Source organism: Paenibacillus sp. FSL P4-0184, assembly GCF_038004625.1.
GTDB lineage: Bacteria > Bacillota > Bacilli > Paenibacillales > Paenibacillaceae > Paenibacillus_AQ.
Map to the genome: position 1 here is coordinate 796,417 of NZ_JBBORN010000001.1, position 17,325 is coordinate 813,741.

Genomic DNA, 17,325 nt, shown 5'->3' on the forward strand with positions numbered 1-17,325 from the left:
GATTTCTGATCCATTCATGGTCACTCCTTTATTTACCAAGAGAAGTTAAGAACTTTTTTAAGTTAGTCATACGTCTTGCTGACATAAGACAACTCATGACGAAGGAATGAACTACCATGAAAGAAATCAAGGTTACACCACCGACTAACTCTTTAGAACCTGACAATTCCACGACTAGAAGGCGTTATATGCCGGGACTAGATGGACTTCGCGCACTCTCTGTGATCGCAGTTATCGCGTATCATCTCGACCTCAATTGGGCTCCAGGAGGACTTATAGGGGTCGGAATATTCTTCGTTCTGTCTGGATATCTGATCACGGATCAAATCATCCAAAGGTGGAAGCAAGACCGACGGTTCGACCTTAAAGATTTCTGGATCAGACGAGCGCGACGGCTATTGCCTGCTATGTTTGTCATGCTTTTTGTCACTGCTATGTGGCTTCTGGTGTTCGATCGTTCACGATTAGCAGCATTACAAGGGGACTTTCTATCTTCAACGTTATACTTCAATAACTGGTGGCTTATTTTTCACGATGTATCTTATTTCGAGAGCTTTGGACCTCCTTCTCCTATAGGTCATTTGTGGTCGCTCGCTATTGAGGAACAGTTCTACTTCATTTGGCCATTGGTTATTATTGTAGGGTTACGCCTTGCACCTCAGCGAGGTAAACTCATTGTGATGTGTCTAACAGGGGCATTCCTCTCGGCACTTGCTATGGCGCTAATCTATCAACCTGGAGTTGACCCAAGCCGAGTCTATTATGGTACTGATACCCGAGCTTTTGCTCTACTGATTGGAGCCGCTCTCGCTCTAGCATGGCCGAGTCAAAATTTGACCGATAAGATTTCACGCAGATCTCGCTATATCCTTGACTTCAGTGGTGCAATCGGATTAATCACCCTCATTCTTATGATTTGGCGGACGAATGAGTACGGACAATTTCTTTATTATGGCGGCTTGGTTCTAGTGTCGATCCTTTCCGCAATTGTAATAGCTGTACTCGCACATCCTGCGAGCCGACTAGCTAAAATCATGGGTTGCAAGCCCTTGCGTTGGATTGGCGTACGTTCCTATAGTATTTACATATGGCATTATCCAGTCATCATTCTAACTAATCCTACAGTAGATACAGGTGGGTTCGATGGTTTCCGTGTTCTTTTTCAGCTGGGAGTTAGCCTCCTATTAGCCTCACTATCGTGGAAATATATCGAAGAACCTATTCGTCAAGGTTTATTAGGAAGATGGTGTACGAAATTAAGCATTCGTCTGCAATTCAAGATTCGACCCTTATTCATCTTTATTGCAGTCCCGTTAATCATATTGTCCATATCCTGCAGTAGCAACTTGGATACTAAGATATCCGCAGATCCGAATACAGGCACTATTACTAATCCCGATAAGAATGAACATAATGTCACACTAGTGCCCCCTCAAAATGTACCAACACCTGCGCCTGTACCAGTAGATCCACCGAAGAAGCCAGAACCTCAGCCTCAGGTAGAAGAAGCAGGTAAAGGTGTTACTGCGATAGGTGATTCCGTAATCCTCGATGCTGCTCCTTATCTACAAGAACTTCTGCCAGGCATTGTTATCGATGGTAAGGTAGGCAGGCAGATGTCACAGGCACAAGAAGTGGTCGATAAACTTAGGACGAAGGGGAAACTTGGCACTCGAGTGATCATTAATCTAGGTACGAACGGAGCTTTTAACTCCAATCAATTGCGGAAATTACTTATTTCACTTGAAGATGTTCAGCAAGTCGTACTAGTAAACACACGTGTACCGAAAAAATGGCAAAATACTGTGAATACTTTGCTTAAGAAAGTGGCTTTAGAATTCCCCAACGCTATGGTTGTAGACTGGCATTCCTCAAGCGAAGGAAAGGACTCTTACTTCTATGAGGATGGCGTTCATCTAAAACGAGAAGGTGCCAAATCCTATGCAGCACTTGTAGCTAAAGCCATACAAAAGGAGAATCAATGAGAATAGTAATCTAACAAACTAAAGCTACGCAATATAAAAAGAGAAGGGTTTTACGAATATGCTTAAGAGGAATAAAGAGAAATTACTCACTCTTTGTATTACAGATAACAAGGAGAACATATACCGTCTAGCTTACAGCTATGTGAAGAACAAAGAGGATGCATTAGATGTTGTTCAGGATTCGATTTATAAAGCTCTCTCCTCTATAGGGTTGCTAAAGAACCCAGAATCCGTAAAGAGTTGGTTGTTTAGAATCGTAGTAACTACCTCTCTGGATTTTCTGAGGAAACATAAAAGAGTTCAACTAGTAGATGATGAAGCACTCGACTTTTTTATCCCTGGTGCGGTAGACGTGTATCCAGATATTGATTTAGAAAGATCGCTTGATGATCTACCCCTTAAGTATCGAAATGTCATCGTCCTTAGATATATCGAAGATTTAAAGATCGAGGAAGTTGCGGAAGTATTAAATGAAAACGTCAATACAGTAAAGACTAGACTATATCAAGCACTCCAGTTATTAAGAGTCAACATGCAGGAAGAATCCTCAAAGGAGATCAATTAGAATGGATAACCAAATCAAAAAAATTATAGAAGATTATAACAAACTCCCTATTCCTGAGGAATTAGATTTCGTTGTAAGTAAAGCATTAAAGAAAAGGAAGATAAGAAGAATACGTTACCAGTGGATATCTGGAGTTTGTGCGGCAGCCTTATTTTTCGTGATTGGGATTAATGTCAATGTTAACATTGCCAACGCCTTCTCCGCTATACCTGGTGTAGACAGTATTGTTAAAGTGCTAACTTTTAGAGAATACAAAGTGGATGAGCAGACCTATAATGCAGACATAAAGGTTCCCATCATTACTAACCTAGAGAATAAAGAGCTGGAATCGACTCTGAATGAAAAATATCTCGAAGAAAACAAAAAACTATATGATGAGTTTCAAGCAGAGATGGAGTCTTTAAAGCAATCCGGAGAGGGTCATTTAGGGGTCGATACAGGCTTTGAGGTTAAAACGGACAATGCTGAGCTATTTGCTATTAGCAGATACGTGGTAAATACCGTAGGTTCATCGTCAACAACAATGCAGCACGATACGATAGACAAGAAGAATCAAATCCTGCTAAGTCTGCCTATGTTATTTAAGGATGATCGATATATCAGTATCATAAGTGAAAATATTAAGGAACAGATGCGCTCCCAAATGAAAGCAGATAAAGATATGTTCTACTGGATTTCAACAGATGAACCCAATGAGGACCTTTTTTATCAATTTGAAAATATAGCTAAAGATCAAGATTTCTATATCAACGATAAGTACCAGCTGGTTATTTCCTTTAACAAATATGATGTGGCTCCTGGCTACATGGGCGTTAGAGAATTCATCATTCCAACAGATGTAATTGCAGATGTTCTGGTTAGCCGTACGTACATTAAATAAATCATTATGAGACTCATAAGGGGTATGCGTTTTGTATCCCTTATGAGTCTTTTTTTGCGTGAAAAGTCATTAATCAATCCCTATGCCTCTAATGTCTTGCCATCCTATTTTTATTTCTTCTAATAATTCATTCCCTATCTTAACTTCTATACTTGAGATAGACTCTCCCCCAACGCTGTGGTAGAAATGAATCGCCGGATTGCCCACCAGCACCCAAGTCATGAACGAGCTATAATTTTTCTTCAATAAATTCTGTGCTACACTTCTTATGAGCTGCTTCCCTAGACCTTTTCCTTGGTGTTCCTTAAGCAAATAAAGTGCGTAAAGCTCCGCATCGTAGAGATCCGGCTCTCTTCGCGCCCCTCCATTTGCAAAGCCAATGATCATCCCAGACTCATCTTCAGCAACATACATTACCTCGTCTTTATTGGGATTTTCAAAATTCTGAATCCAGCGCTTCCTTCTAGCTTCTACTGTGAAATTATCAAGAAACTCGTCTGATATTAGTCCTTTATACGTGGTTTTCCAACTCGTAGCGTGGACGAAAGCGATCCCGTCTATATCACTAGCTGTTGCTTCTCTGATCTTCATTTTATCTCACCCCTGCAGCGCCTTTCGTACGCTTAATATATATTTAGCTTGATCTAATGGATTCACACCCCGGCGGGTACGCTCTGCGGATACATCTAGAGGACATTCTTCATAGCCGGCAAAAAAAGAAGTGAACGTGCTACGCCCCTTCGTGTAGGAGCTTAAAATAACCGGATAATCGAGCGACGTTGCCAGTGGCAGACGGCCTTCGATGATCATCCGCTCGCCTTGCAGCACAGGTGGCTCGAAGGTGCCGCGCATCTGAACCAGGTCGTTCATCACTCGGCCGCCATTCTCCTCAGGAACAACGATACGAACCTGAAGAATCGGCTCCAGTAGTTTAGTGCCTACCCGCGCGAGTCCATCCATAATCCCCATAGGAGTGGCTACGGCAAAATCCAGCGGATGGGTATGCCATACATGATGCTGTCCCTCGATTAAGGTCACTTTAAGATCGGTAACCTCCCAGCCGTACAAGCCCTGTTGCAAGGCTTCTGGTACACGCCGTGCGGTCTCGCTCTGATATTGCGGCAGCAGATCGGAACTCCGCACTATCGAATCATAAACTAAACCACTCCCAGGAGGTCCGGGCTCAATCTGAAACCGTAGAATCGCCCAGCACGGCTTCGGCATCGTATAAGCGATAAAGCCTTCCCCAGCAGAGGCTGGCGTTTCTTTATAGATAACAGAAGGCTGACCGAAGGTAACCTTCAGCGCATACCGCTCCTCCAGAACACTATTCAGAATCTCCAGCTGAATAGGTCCCATTACTTTGATATGCAGCTCTCGCTCATCCTGCAGCCACTGCGCATCCAAGAGCGGATCTTCATCCGCCAGCTCCTGCAATGCTCCGATAACCTTATGGTCATCCATATCGATTCCCCAGAATACGCGCACCGTTAGCAGCGGTACAGCCAGCTTCGCTTCCTCCGGAATCGCCTCCGGATGGCCGAGTACATCTCCGATCCGTACCCCTGAAAGACCATAGATTACAGCGATATCCCCCGCTTCAAGCGATCCGACATCCTCAGTACGACCACCCTCGACCTTGCGGATCTGGGTCACTTTTCCCTGAATATCCTGCGTGTAGTTCATTACCGTATCGCGGTTACGGATCGTTCCTTCATAAAGGCGGACAAACGCCATTCGCCCCATGCTTTTATCACGCTGAATATTGTAGACAATGCCGGACACCGGCCCCTCAACATTGCCACCAGCTCGCGGAAAATACTCAACCATCGCGTCCAGCAATGCAGTAATGCCAAGCCCCTTGGCGGCAACACCATAAACCATTGGGAAGAAGCGTCCTGAAGCGGAAGCTGTCTTCATATATTTTTTCCAAGCTGCAAGATCAATCGAACTACCTGACATATACGTCTCTAGTAGGTCTTCATCCCGCTCAGCCAATGCCTCAAATAATTCTGTCTGTGCAGCTGGATCAGTATCACTTCCCCATAAATCAATAGCTTCTATGTACTCCTGCTCTTTGCCTATCGGTTGCTGAACAGGAATGATATCACTAGATAAATAATTTCTCGCTTGGGCCAGCACAGCCTCAGGGTCTGCACCTACACGATCCATTTTGTTCATAAAAATAAGCGTCGGTATTCCCAGCTTCCTCAGCGCGTTCCAGATCATCTCACTTTGAGCCTGCACACCCTCTACCGCCGACAAAATTAGCACCGCACAATCCATCACTCGCAAAGACCGTTCAACCTCTGACAGAAAATCGACGTGTCCTGGTGTATCAACGAGGTTGATCTGCACACCTTTCCATTCAAAAGAAGCTAATGCCGCCCGAACGGATATTCCTCGTTGCCGCTCCACATCCATAGAATCCGTCAATGCTGTCCCACTGTCTACACTGCCGAGCGCTCGAATGCGACCGCTTTCATACAAAATATGCTCTGTTGTTGTTGTCTTGCCGGCATCCACATGGGCAAATATCCCCACATTAATCCGTTCTGCTCCCTGCTGCTGAATCATCTATAGTACCCCTATCATGAGCTAGATTGATCTAAATTTATATTGTACACATCCTTATGTCTCATAGTAATACATCCCTCCTTGTTGTTCCACCCTCCTACTAAATTGGTTAAATTCAGCTATGCCGGGTATGTAATTACTAAGTAAGAAGTCTAACGCCAAGGAGGAAATTCATCATGTTAGATCAACGTTTGCAAAATAAAGTTGCAGTAGTCACAGGCGCAGGGTCCGGTATTGGAAAAGCTACAGCCATAAGGTTTGCTCAGCACGGAGCTAAGGTATATATGCTTGATCGCACCCCTGAGGAATCCTATGAAACTAAACGTGAAATTGAATCCATTGGAGGAACAGCTACAGTTATCGAATGCGATGTTTCCAATCCGGGTCTTGTCGAAGAAAGTATTCGTAAGGTTGCGGATGAGGCTCGGAAGATTGATATTATTTTTGCGAATGCTGGCATTAATGGTACATGGGCTCCAATAGAAACACTAGAAATCGAAGATTGGGACCAGACGCTAGATACCAACCTACGCAGTACCTTTGCCACAGTAAAATATGCTATCCCCCATATGAAAGAAAATGGCGGAAGCATCATTATCACTAGCTCTATTAACGGAAATCGAGTGTTCTCGAACATCGGCGCTGCTGCGTACTCCTCTTCCAAGGCTGGACAAGTCGCTTTTATGAAAATGGCTGCGCTAGAGCTGGCGCAATACGGTATCCGCGTAAATGCGGTCTGTCCTGGATCGATCGACACTCAAATTGGAGATAATACGGATAAGAGCGATGATCTTCAAGAAGTGAAGATTCCTGTAGAATTTCCGAAAGGCAATCATCCTCTGGAAGATGCGCCCGGTAAACCTGAACAAGTAGCCAATCTAGTATTATTTCTCGCCTCGGATGAGTCTTTCCATGTCACAGGAACTGAGATCTATGTAGATGGTGCCGAGTCACTCCTTCGCGGATAACGTTTTACTTGAATCTTTATAATATTTTAAATTGCCTGCAACATTTTGGTCTAATCTACCATCTAAGAGTATGGAGGTGACGCATAATGAAGAAATCATTATTCATAAGTAATGTCAAAACAATGACGATAGCCTGCGGTATTCTAGCAGCAAGCCTGTCATTTGGAGCATCCGCTTTTGCTTTTTCGGATTTGAAAGGTGATCCTGCGGAAGCAAAAATTAACTCCCTGCATAAAGAGGGGATTATAAATGGAGTAGACAAAGATAAGTTCGCGCCTAAATCTAAAGTAAGCTTTGCCCAAGGGATTCAGTTCATCGTTGGGGGTCTGAATCTGTCTCCGAAGCCAGAGGCGGGTAACAGCTCATCCAAAGCTAGTGATTATTTTGATAAGGTGAACGACAAATCCTGGTATGCTTCAGCCTTCCTGACTGCCAAGCAAAATGGTCTTTCACTTGATCGAACAGTAGATCCTAACGGAACCATCACCCGTGCTCAGTTCGCTCACTTATTGACGCAAGCACTGCAAAGTAAAGGTAACTTCCCGGTTACACTGATGTATGTAGACATTAAGGATGGCGATAAACTTTCTACAGAGGTTATAAATAGTCTCCAGATCCTGCTGAATACACATATCGCCACACTCGATAAGAACGGTAATTTCCGGCCAAATGATGCCATTACCCGTTCGGAAGCAGCCGCTATGACCTACGATGCAGCTGCTTTTGCCAAACGCGTAATTGTGTCTAATGGCAGCCCTACTACTCCAACCTATGAGACTGAGGTTACACTAACCAAAGCGGGTGAAGGAGTAAACAAGGCTACGTTGACCGTTAACAACTTACCGCATTCTGGATATGGACTAGTGATTGAGCGAATCGAATTTGGCAAAGACAAGACCGCAGTGATTTATTTTAATGTGACTGCTCCTGATCCAGGAAAAATGTACGCACAGGTGATCTCAAAAGCATCTGTTGTCACTTATCTGCCAGAGGGATATAAAGCGATCGCTAAATCGGTATCCGGATCTACATCTTATTCTTCTAGTGCTACGCAATAAAAGCTCCGGACTCGACTTTTATGGAACGAATCAAACGAAGGTGCCCCAAAAGCCGTGAAATGGCAAATGAGGCACCTTCGTTTTTTGAGGTCTTTCCTATGTTCTAAATCATACTTTGTTTGATAACGTAGTTTTTGCGCGAATGTGGTAGATTCGGTGAATGTAGCAGATGGGACTAATAAAAACCTCTACTTCTCAGGGCGTCCATTGATCATGAATAATGCCCACTAGAGCATGATCCTCTCCAATCTTCTCAAAAACTAGGCGCAAGCTGCGCCAGTCCATCCCTTCCACAGAAGGATCGATTCCCTCAATATGATATTCAACGAAATCATATTGATCCTTTGGATACACTTCGTTTAAGTTATTAATCATTGTGCCTTGACCAAGCCCCTTGTTCACAGCAATCTCGGCTGTCTGAATGAAGTCAGCATCATAAACAAACCGTTTGTAGTAATCTGCGAATGTCAGCTCGATTAAATCACCCGAGCCAGCGAACGTTCGCCAGATTCTTTTGGTGGAGTCTTTCATTAATCCTTCTACTTCATCCTTATTGAACACAAGATCATTCTTCGTATCCACGTGAGCATAGGGAGAGAAACGAAGTCCTTTCTCCGAATGGACCCATGCAGCCAGTTGGTTCATATCCTTGTTCCTAAGCGCGTTCATCACCGTAGATGCCGCTTCCTCAACTAATGGCGGCAAACCCTCTAGATCCTGGGGCTGCTCCGTGCTTGGTGGCGCCGTCTCCTGTGGTGGTTCCTTCGTAGCGACTGGCTGTGCCGTTTGTGACTGCTCTGGCGTCTGGGTCTGCGTCTGTTTCGGCTCCGTTCCCGCTTCTGGCGTTCCTCTGCATGCTGTAAGCCATAACATAGCTGCTATCAGCGCCAAACCACCGATATTTCTTGCGAAGTACATAAGATCCCTCCTCGTCTTTGATCCCTCGCTCTTTAGACTGATTTGAACAAATGAAGGTTGCAAGCTTATACTAAAACTATCAATCATACAACTTTTATGAGAGGGCGGGGTTACTATCGATTTATCAGAGAAACTAAAGAGCCTTCCCCTGACTCCCGGCGTGTATCTCATGAAGGATGGCCTCGGCCATATTATATATGTTGGTAAGGCGAAACAGCTGAAACGGAGAGTAAAATCTTATTTTCAAAACTCGAAGTCTCATTCCCCAAAGGTAAAACAGCTCGTTCGACATATTAAAGATTTGGATATTATCCTTACAGATACCGAACTTGAAGCTTTTATGCTGGAGTGCAAATTAATTAAAGAAATAAAACCCATGTACAATAGAAAAATGAAAAATCCACAGGCCTATACGTATATCGTAATAGGAACGGATGATAAAATGCATTCGTTAGAGATTACCTATGATCCTGCTGTTCAGGAAGGCAATCAGATTTGGGGTCCCTACACGAGCAGAAGTACTGTGGAACGCGCCGTACAAGGTATCAAGGAAAGCTCAAGAATCCTTTGCAGCAATCCTAGCTTCAAAAATTCCTTATGCCTAAACCATTCGCTTGGCTTATGCATAGGGATGTGTGCAGGCGGAGAAGCCGCCGTTCAATATAATACAATCATTGATAGAGTCATAGCCCTACTAAACGGAACGGATGCCAGCCTTCTTGTACAGATGGAACAACAGATGACAGAGGCCGCAGAGCAATATGACTTCGAAACCGCCGCCAAATATAGGGATTACATCGGAGCCATCAGCTTCCTGAATCACAAAGAGAAGGTTATCGAATTCGCTGCAGAGAATCAGAATATCGCGATCCTTGAAGCCATGGATGAACAGACGCTTAAACTCATATTGCTCAAAGGCAATCGTATCCTGGCGCATACTAAGCTCGAATACGCTCAACCCGATATTACCCACCTGCAAGCCGTTATAGCATCAGCGATTGTGGACACTTTCCGCGGTGAACTTAACCAGGCCCCGGCAGCAATTACTCGCCATGAAATTGACGAAGCACAAATTATATACAGCTATTTAAAAAGCAGCTCCTGCAGCTATATCATCGTGCAAGAGGATTGGCTTGCAGCCGAAAGTCCTTCCCGTCTAGACACTGCGGTGGACGAGCTGTTGCGTATCTTTTTAAATGCTGCTCCCGCCCATTCGTATAATTTTTAATTCTAGGTATGGGTCGTGAATACGACAAAGGCAGGCGCTATCGCTCCTACAGTTCATTTTATACAAGTTAACGACAGCCTGCCTTTGCAGGCTTCGTTTTTCGGTTTCGGTTCAACAATCTTTTATAGGCCATTCACACTATTCTTTCATTCCTTCAATGGATTTCCCACATCTATCTCCTCCTAGTAATAAGCCATTATTTTAACTGTTACTCTAAACTTACCCAAAGAGAGCAGGTCCTTCACTCCTTAAACGACAAAAAAGGTTTCTCCCCCTATGTACGGAGCGGAAGAAACCTGTTTTGAAGCTTGCCTATCTCTCAACTATATTTACACAATCCTTCATCCAGAAGATTAACAGCAAAAGTTAATTGCTCTTCAGATACAATAAGCGGAGGATGCCAAGTGATGCAGTTCCCTCCTGCCAATTTAAAAGAAAGACCCTTTTCCAAGCAATAATACAGTACTCGCTCAGCTAATTCCTCATTCTTCTCTCTAGTCCCTATGGACTTCACAAGTTCAATAGAAATCAGTAGTCCAGCAATACGGACATCTCCCATGCAAAGATGTTTAGCCGACAGAGTCTCAAGCTTTTCTCTTACAAATTCAGACCTGCTGATACATTGTTCCTGCAGATTTAAGTCATCGATATAATCGATAGTGGCACAGATCGCTGCACTTCCTAACGCCGGTTTTTCATGGGTATAGTGCCCCAAAGAAATATCCCCCGCACAATCATATAGCGTTCTGGTAAGCACCGCTGCTTGCGGGATCACCCCTCCACCTAACCCTTTTCCAAGCACGAGGATATCCGGTTCGATATCGAAATTCTGATGGACGTAGAACCTACCGCTTCGCATCAGCGCTGTAGGAATCTCATCAAAAATCAGCAGAATCCCATATTCATCACATATTTTTCTTAATCTTGTGAAATAAGAGATAGGCGGGATATGCGTATCCGTCGCCCGAATAGGCTCAAGTAAGATCGCCCCGATCTCTCCCTCATGCTGAATCATATATTCCAGATAGTCGAGGCAGAAGGTAGCCACTGCTTCATGGGAATGACTTCCCAGCAGGTTACGGTATGCGTTAAAAGGAATGGCTTTCAGCATTCCTGGCATTTGCGGGCCCATGTCCTTTTTAAACACGTATTCTCCTCCGACAGCGATTGTATCCAGCCCCGCGCCATGGAAGGACTCCCACATGGAGATGACCTTATGCTTCCCCGTCCATTTGCGAGCAATCTTAAGGGCCAGGCCTACAGCTGCACTTCCGGAAGGCGTAAATAATACTTTATAGTCCTTTGAGGTCGTTTTGTTGATTAAAGCTTCTGCAGCTTTCACCGCAATATCTGCCGTAAATCTTCTTGGAATGAACGGTAGCTCGTCGAGCTGTTTTTTCACAGCTTCAGTTACGTAAGGATTCTTATAGCCAATCTGATGAATGCTATTTCCATGAAAATCAAGATATTTGCGTCCATTCACATCTGTGATATAACATCCCTCAGCATCTACGATACTGTTCAAGCACGGCGTTGACATGGATTGTCGCATATATGCACGCTCGTCCGCTTCGATCCTATCTATACTCACAGCGCTTAACTGGGTCATCCACTCTGTCCGCAAGGGGCTAAAGTTGATGTCGCCTTCTCTTTTCAGCTCATGATTATCTCGCATAAGGTCTGATTCCTTGAGAAATCAGTACATTGATTCGCCCAATCAGCTGAGGCAGCTCACTCATCGATTGAATCGTAAAGTCTGCCCCGTTTTGTATAAAAGAGGTCTGTGTCGCAGAGATCACCGTTTCCTTCTCCACAGCTGAAAGTGCATTAAATTCCTCCTGGCTTAAGCCCATTTCAGAGCTTCCAATGATTACACCTACGGACCAGACGCCTGCATTAACACCCTCTTGAATGTCTGAAATCGTATCGCCTACCTTAACAACCTTCCATGCTGCCGATAGCTTTAAAGCTTCCATATTATGATAAATCATATACGGGTAAGGTCTTCCCAGTGAATGCGTTCCATCTGGCGTGATTACATAATCCGGTTGATAGCCCTTCCCAGCGGCATTCGGAATTACAACTTCCATCATGGACTCTGTATATCCAGTGGTTGAACCAATCTTTAGTCCTTGGCTTCTGAGCACTTGGACGGTCTCAATAACCTGCGGAATCGGATCAGTATATTTGGATAAGGATGCCATCAGGGCCGGTTCGAATTCAGCATACAGGTTCTCTACATCCTGTTCAGTAAAAGCTCTGCCATACTTTTCTTCCCACAAGGCACCTACTCTTGGCATGGATAACATCGCGCGGATATGATCTATTTTCAGCATCCCCATAGGGGCTCTAGCTTCCTGCATCGTAACTTCAATCCCAGCTTCCCGAAAAATATCAAGGAACACATTCACCGGTGCAAAGCAGCCAAAATCTACCGCTGTTCCTGCCCAGTCCAGAATTACGCCTTCGACTTGATTCATTGTGTCATTCCTCCCATGTATGCTTCGATAATATTACATAAGTTCTGAATATCTTCTTCGTAAATCTCACCAATATTCCCAATCCGGAAGGTGTCGTGCTCCGTTAATTTGCCTGGGTAGAGGACGTAGCCTTTTTCTTTCACATATTCATAGAAATCTTCAAAGCTGAATGTCTCGTTCGGAAAAAGAAAGGTGGTTATAATAGGAGACTGCTTATCGTCTGTGATATACGCCTCTATTCCTATTCTCGCAAGTCTTTCTCTCAGTATGCGGTTATTATTCTGGTATCTTGCTGCCCTTGCAGGAATGCCGCCTTCTTCGATCAGTTCTTCAATCGCTTTCGAAAATGCAGCGACTACATGGGTCGGAGACGTATAGCGCCATTTCCCATCCGCGTCCATCGCCTTCCATTGATCGTATAGATCAAGTGATAGACTACGTGCATTCCCTTTACATGTGAGCAGCTTATCCAGCTTTGCAATGACAAACCCAAATCCCGGAACACCCTGAATACATTTATTGGCGCTGCTGATTAAATAGTCAATTTCAAGCCCAGGTACATCCATCTCTATTCCACCGAAGCTGCTCATCGCGTCGATAATTAATGTTTTATCGTAGGCTTTTGCCAGTTGTGAGATCATCTCAAGCGGGTTAAGAATCCCTGTCGTCGTCTCGCAATGCACCATCGCAATGTGCGTAATGGCTGGATCCTCTTTAAGAATCCCTCTAAGCTCTGCCTCTTGGGGGAATTCATTATATAGGGCACTATACACACGATAATGGAGTCCGATATATTGCGCCATTTGCACAATACGTTCTCCGTAGGCACCGTTTGTAATAATCAAAAGCTTATCATCCGCTGAAATCGCCGTCGTCAGCACAGATTCCACTGCAAACGTACCACTACCCTGCATGAGAACTGCCGTATATTCATCGTTCGTTGCCCTTGCCAAATCCAGAAGTCTGGATCTGATTTGTTGTGTAATGTTCTTATAGTCCTGGTCCCAAGTACAACGGTCAAAGAACATTTGCTCTTTGACCGTGTTAGTAGTTGTCAATGGACCGGGTGTCAGCAATTTATAGTTGTTCATGGCCCTAACACTCCTTCTAATCTTATTTATTTTCTTTAAAGAATTGTTGATGTTGCTCCAGCAGTTCCACAGTCAACGGCTTAACAAATTTCATACTGTGTGCAGGCTTATGGATATCACTAACCGTTTCATCTTTATATAGAGCCACTGGGTAATTTGTAATTAAGTCTTTTCTAGCATCTTTAATAATCGTTTCTGCCATTTTCATAGCCAGCTCTGTTGTTGCATCATCTTTTTTCACCACGGCTACGGATTCTGTAAGCGAGAAGTTACCTTCCGTTGGATCTACATAGTCAATCGGTGCGCCTTCTTCTTTAGCTAATACTGCCTGATGACGAAGTCCAAAGCCTGCAGCCACTTCTCCTGCTTTTACCTTTTTAATCGGACCGGAACCGGAGCTTTCCAGATGTGGGCCTACATTAGCAACTAAATCATGCAGAACCGTTTTACCTTCTTCTTCCCCGTATTGCGAAATAATCGCCTGAACCAACAACCAGCCTGTCGAAGAGTCCATAATGTTCGGAACAGATACCAAGCCTTTAAATTCTGGTTTTGTTAAATCCTTAATGGACGTTGGCATCGCCAAGCCCTTATCTTTAAGCACCGCTGAGTTTACAAAAATAGCACCGGTATTCGCCAAAATCGGCGTATAGTACGCTGGATAGGAATCTAGCGCGTTAGTCGTAAACGATAGATCTTTAAACATGCCATGTTTCTCTTGCGCACTTTCTACAAAATAAGAGCTCATCGTGATCAGGTTAGCCTCAATTTTGTCTCCCTCTGCCATCAGCTTTCCACCCAGCTCAGAAGTGCCCAAGGATTGAAAGAGATATTGCCCTTCGTACCCCGCACCTTTTAGCGCAGTCTCCATAGAGGCTACAGCTTCTTCATCCGCATTGGTCAAAATCACTACTTTACTCGCATCACCCGCTGCTTTATTTCCACAACCTGCTAATGTGAACACCAAACTCAAAGCCACGATAGACAACATAATTCCTTTGAATCCCTTAATTCTCTTAGACATAATTTCTCCCTCACTTTAACTGGTTTTTTTATATTTAAAATCGTTAACTAACGAGAGTTTGATTGCCGTTTCTGGAGACAGTCACCTAGGAGCTTAATGATAAGGTTGGTGCAAAAGATCAGGATGGATAGGACAAACACCTCATTAAATTTGGCGAAATGCTGCAGCTCTTTTATTTTGCTGGCAACTACCGAGGTTTGGGCAGTCACTAGAAAGATAATTCCGCTAATGGTCACCATCGCATTGATAAAATAGTAGCTGACCATCTCGATCACCGTGGATGCAGAGTTTGGTAGAATGACCCGGCGGATCGTCTGCAGCCAGCTGTCACCTAATAACTCAGCAGTGGTTTCCCACGATGGATTCATTTTCGCCAGAGAGTTCTTTGCCATCAAATAAGGAGTCGTAAAGTAATGAACAAGGGTGCAGAGCACAAGAATCGTAAAGGTTCCTTTGAGACTGCTGTTATTGAACAGAAGTAGATACGACAGACCAAGGACCATACCCGGTACCGTGTTCGTCACCATCGATAGGATGTCAAAAGTCGCTTTCCCTTTTATAGGCGTTCGCACATTGATGATAGCCGCAGCATAAGCTACGATCGTACCTACGATTGCCGTCAGTCCTGCTACGAGCAAGGAATTTTTATATACATTGATTAAATCACTTGATTGAAAAACATCCACAAAATGCTTGAATGTAAACGTAAGATCATAAGGATAGCCATTCATCAGTGGTGCAACGAACATGACTGCAAATACAGCCAGTAGCCCGATTAGAATCACGGATGAGATTAGTCCAAGAACCGAATCTCTGCCTTTATTCGGGATCATCTCGATTTCAGTCACCTTGTCATAATGGAAATTGAATTTTTCAAGATACGTTAACAGCACAACCCCGAACGCCGCCGGTATTAACATCAGTACAGCAATAACTGCCCCATTGTTGAAATCCGGTATAGCCCCAAGCATGACCTGATACAGCTGAGTAGCAACCACGTTATACGTCCCCCCCACCGATGCAGGGATCCCAAAATCCGTGAAGCTTAGGATAAAAGAAAGAACAAACGCCCCTCCCAAAGTGCCCCACAAAGGCCGAACGATCGTGTTCATGAAGCTTCGCAGCGTCCCATCCCCCATAAGCTTGGATACGACGATGAACTTTTTATCAATGTACTTGAACGAATTATGAATCAGCAGGAAAGCAGAAGGTAAGGTATAAATTACGTAGCCTATCAACAGACCATTAAATCCATAAATCTCGAATAAATTCCGTCCAAAGATTTTAGTAATCAGTCCCTGGTTGCCAAAAGAGTACATTATCGCAAACCCGTAAGTAATTGTAGGCAGCAGCATAGGAATCAGAATTCCAGTTCTAATGATGCTTTTTAACGGGCGATAGATTCTTGTACAGTGGATAGAATAGGCTAGGATAAAAGCTAGAACCGTCGTGATGAGTGCCGTAACACCGGAGACCTTCATACTATTTCCGATGGACTCTCGAATCTCTTGATCTGCCAGAATGGTGAGATAATTGGATACCGAATAACCTTGGCCCGTTTCAAACGAGCGGATAAATAAAACTGCCAGTGGCAAGATCAGGAAAACGATAAATAACAATACGATTGGGATAAAAATGATCCGCATTTCCGGTTTAGCTTTAGGCATAATGTTCACCGAACAGGTTATAGATATTTTCCCGTTTCACTTGCAGTTGCCCCAGAATAAATTCTTTTACAAAATCATTGCTAGGTTGTTGAATGATCTCTTGAGGTGTTCCGAATTGGGCAATATGACCTTGATTAATGATGAGAATTTTATCCGATAGGGTTAACGCTTCTTCAGGGTCATGGGTAACGATAATCGTCGTAAGCTTATATTCTCTGGCGATGGATTTAATCCGAGCTTTAATAGATTCCTTGATGATTCCATCCAGTGCGCTTAGAGGTTCATCGAGCAGTAATAATTTGGGCTTCATTACGAGTGTTCTTGCCAAAGCCACCCTTTGCTTCTGCCCACCCGATAGAGCGCCGATTTTCTTCGTTAAATGCGGCTTTAATTCCAGGAACTCGATATACTCCTGAACCTCATGCTCCGACGTTAAACCCTTTTTATTTTTCAGACCATAAACGATATTTTCGTAAGCATTAAGGTTGGGGAAGAGCGCATAATCCTGGAACACTATATTAAATCCGCGTTTCTTCATGGGTACATTGCTTAAATCTTGATCATTAAAAATGATTTGCCCCTGCTCCATCTTAGCCAATCCCAAGATGATGTTTAGCAAGGTGGTTTTGCCACTCCCGCTGGGGCCGAGTAAGGAAACAATCTCCCCTGCTTGAATGTCTAGACTAATATCCTCTAGAACAACCTTGTTATCGTAATGCTTGCTTATGTTTTGTAATTTAAGCAAAGGTTCCACCTCCTCAAGTACAACCTCAGTATAAAAAGGTTTTGTTTTTGAGGATAAACAGTTACGTAAAATGTATGTAAATTATAAATAAGTTATGAGTATATTATAAGTATATCATGACTAACTTAGAAAGGAGTAG

The 17,325-nt window shown here is 43.8% G+C and carries 15 protein-coding genes; 6 read left to right on the forward strand and 9 right to left on the reverse strand.

All coding sequences use genetic code 11. The annotated features are described in order from the left end of the window. The first annotated feature begins 116 nt into the window (after nt 1–116). Genes MKY52_RS03405 through MKY52_RS03415 form a run of 3 tightly spaced genes read left to right on the forward strand, consistent with a single transcriptional unit; the run spans nt 117 to nt 3,430 of the window. Nucleotides 117–1,985, forward strand: coding sequence for an acyltransferase family protein (locus MKY52_RS03405; RefSeq protein WP_341049837.1), 1,869 nt, complete (start codon nt 117–119; stop codon nt 1,983–1,985). Nucleotides 1,986–2,043: 58 nt separating this feature from the next. Then, nucleotides 2,044–2,550, forward strand: coding sequence for an RNA polymerase sigma factor (locus MKY52_RS03410; protein WP_341049839.1), 507 nt, complete (start codon nt 2,044–2,046; stop codon nt 2,548–2,550). A gap of 1 nt (nt 2,551) precedes the next feature. Next, nucleotides 2,552–3,430 (forward strand): DUF3298 and DUF4163 domain-containing protein, encoded by an 879-nt coding sequence (locus MKY52_RS03415; RefSeq protein WP_042124758.1) that lies wholly within the window; start codon nt 2,552–2,554, stop codon nt 3,428–3,430. Nucleotides 3,431–3,499: 69 nt separating this feature from the next. On the opposite strand, the gene MKY52_RS03420 is transcribed toward MKY52_RS03415, so the two are convergent. Both MKY52_RS03420 and MKY52_RS03425 read right to left on the reverse strand, forming a co-directional pair. Next, a complete protein-coding gene (locus MKY52_RS03420) occupies nt 3,500–4,021 on the reverse strand; it encodes a GNAT family N-acetyltransferase (RefSeq protein ID WP_076298377.1) in 522 nt (173 codons plus the stop codon). A gap of 6 nt (nt 4,022–4,027) precedes the next feature. Then, nucleotides 4,028–6,007: a translation factor GTPase family protein gene (locus MKY52_RS03425; protein ID WP_341049842.1), complete on the reverse strand. Its 1,980-nt coding sequence runs from the start codon at nt 6,005–6,007 to the stop codon at nt 4,028–4,030. A gap of 176 nt (nt 6,008–6,183) precedes the next feature. On the opposite strand from MKY52_RS03425, the gene MKY52_RS03430 reads away from it, so the two are divergent. Next, nucleotides 6,184–6,975, forward strand: coding sequence for an SDR family oxidoreductase (locus MKY52_RS03430; protein WP_042185493.1), 792 nt, complete (start codon nt 6,184–6,186; stop codon nt 6,973–6,975). Nucleotides 6,976–7,061: 86 nt separating this feature from the next. Beyond that, on the forward strand, nt 7,062–8,033 hold the full coding sequence (locus MKY52_RS03435) for an S-layer homology domain-containing protein (RefSeq protein WP_076298380.1): 972 nt from the start codon (nt 7,062–7,064) through the stop codon (nt 8,031–8,033). A 195-nt stretch (nt 8,034–8,228) separates the two neighbouring features. Here MKY52_RS03435 and MKY52_RS03440 read toward each other — a convergent pair whose 3' ends face one another. Further along, nucleotides 8,229–8,951: a hypothetical protein gene (locus MKY52_RS03440; protein WP_341049844.1), complete on the reverse strand. Its 723-nt coding sequence runs from the start codon at nt 8,949–8,951 to the stop codon at nt 8,229–8,231. A 169-nt stretch (nt 8,952–9,120) separates the two neighbouring features. Between MKY52_RS03440 and MKY52_RS03445 the strand changes: the two genes are divergently transcribed. Further along, a complete protein-coding gene (locus MKY52_RS03445; RefSeq protein WP_341049846.1) occupies nt 9,121–10,179 on the forward strand; it encodes a UvrB/UvrC motif-containing protein in 1,059 nt (352 codons plus the stop codon). 319 nt (nt 10,180–10,498) lie between these two features. Here the strand turns inward: MKY52_RS03445 and pbfA are convergent, their stop codons facing one another. From pbfA to MKY52_RS03475, 6 genes are read right to left on the reverse strand one after another with little or no spacing between them, the layout of a single operon-like run. Then, the gene (pbfA, locus tag MKY52_RS03450; RefSeq protein ID WP_341049848.1) at nt 10,499–11,854 is read right to left on the reverse strand and encodes a (R)-1-hydroxy-2-aminoethylphosphonate ammonia-lyase; all 1,356 of its coding nucleotides are present in this window, start codon (nt 11,852–11,854) and stop codon (nt 10,499–10,501) included. Next, nucleotides 11,844–12,659, reverse strand: a complete 816-nt coding sequence (gene phnX / locus MKY52_RS03455; protein WP_341049850.1) for a phosphonoacetaldehyde hydrolase — start codon at nt 12,657–12,659, stop codon at nt 11,844–11,846. The genes pbfA and phnX overlap by 11 nt, the downstream gene beginning before the upstream one ends. Further along, a complete protein-coding gene (phnW, locus tag MKY52_RS03460; protein WP_341049852.1) occupies nt 12,656–13,750 on the reverse strand; it encodes a 2-aminoethylphosphonate--pyruvate transaminase in 1,095 nt (364 codons plus the stop codon). Before phnW ends, phnX begins: the two co-directional genes overlap by 4 nt. Nucleotides 13,751–13,772: 22 nt before the next feature. Next, on the reverse strand, nt 13,773–14,774 hold the full coding sequence (locus MKY52_RS03465) for an extracellular solute-binding protein (RefSeq protein ID WP_341049854.1): 1,002 nt from the start codon (nt 14,772–14,774) through the stop codon (nt 13,773–13,775). A gap of 47 nt (nt 14,775–14,821) precedes the next feature. Further along, on the reverse strand, nt 14,822–16,441 hold the full coding sequence (locus MKY52_RS03470; protein ID WP_341049856.1) for an ABC transporter permease subunit: 1,620 nt from the start codon (nt 16,439–16,441) through the stop codon (nt 14,822–14,824). Then, nucleotides 16,434–17,186: an ABC transporter ATP-binding protein gene (locus MKY52_RS03475; RefSeq protein ID WP_042124736.1), complete on the reverse strand. Its 753-nt coding sequence runs from the start codon at nt 17,184–17,186 to the stop codon at nt 16,434–16,436. Before MKY52_RS03475 ends, MKY52_RS03470 begins: the two co-directional genes overlap by 8 nt. Nucleotides 17,187–17,325: the final 139 nt, after the last annotated feature.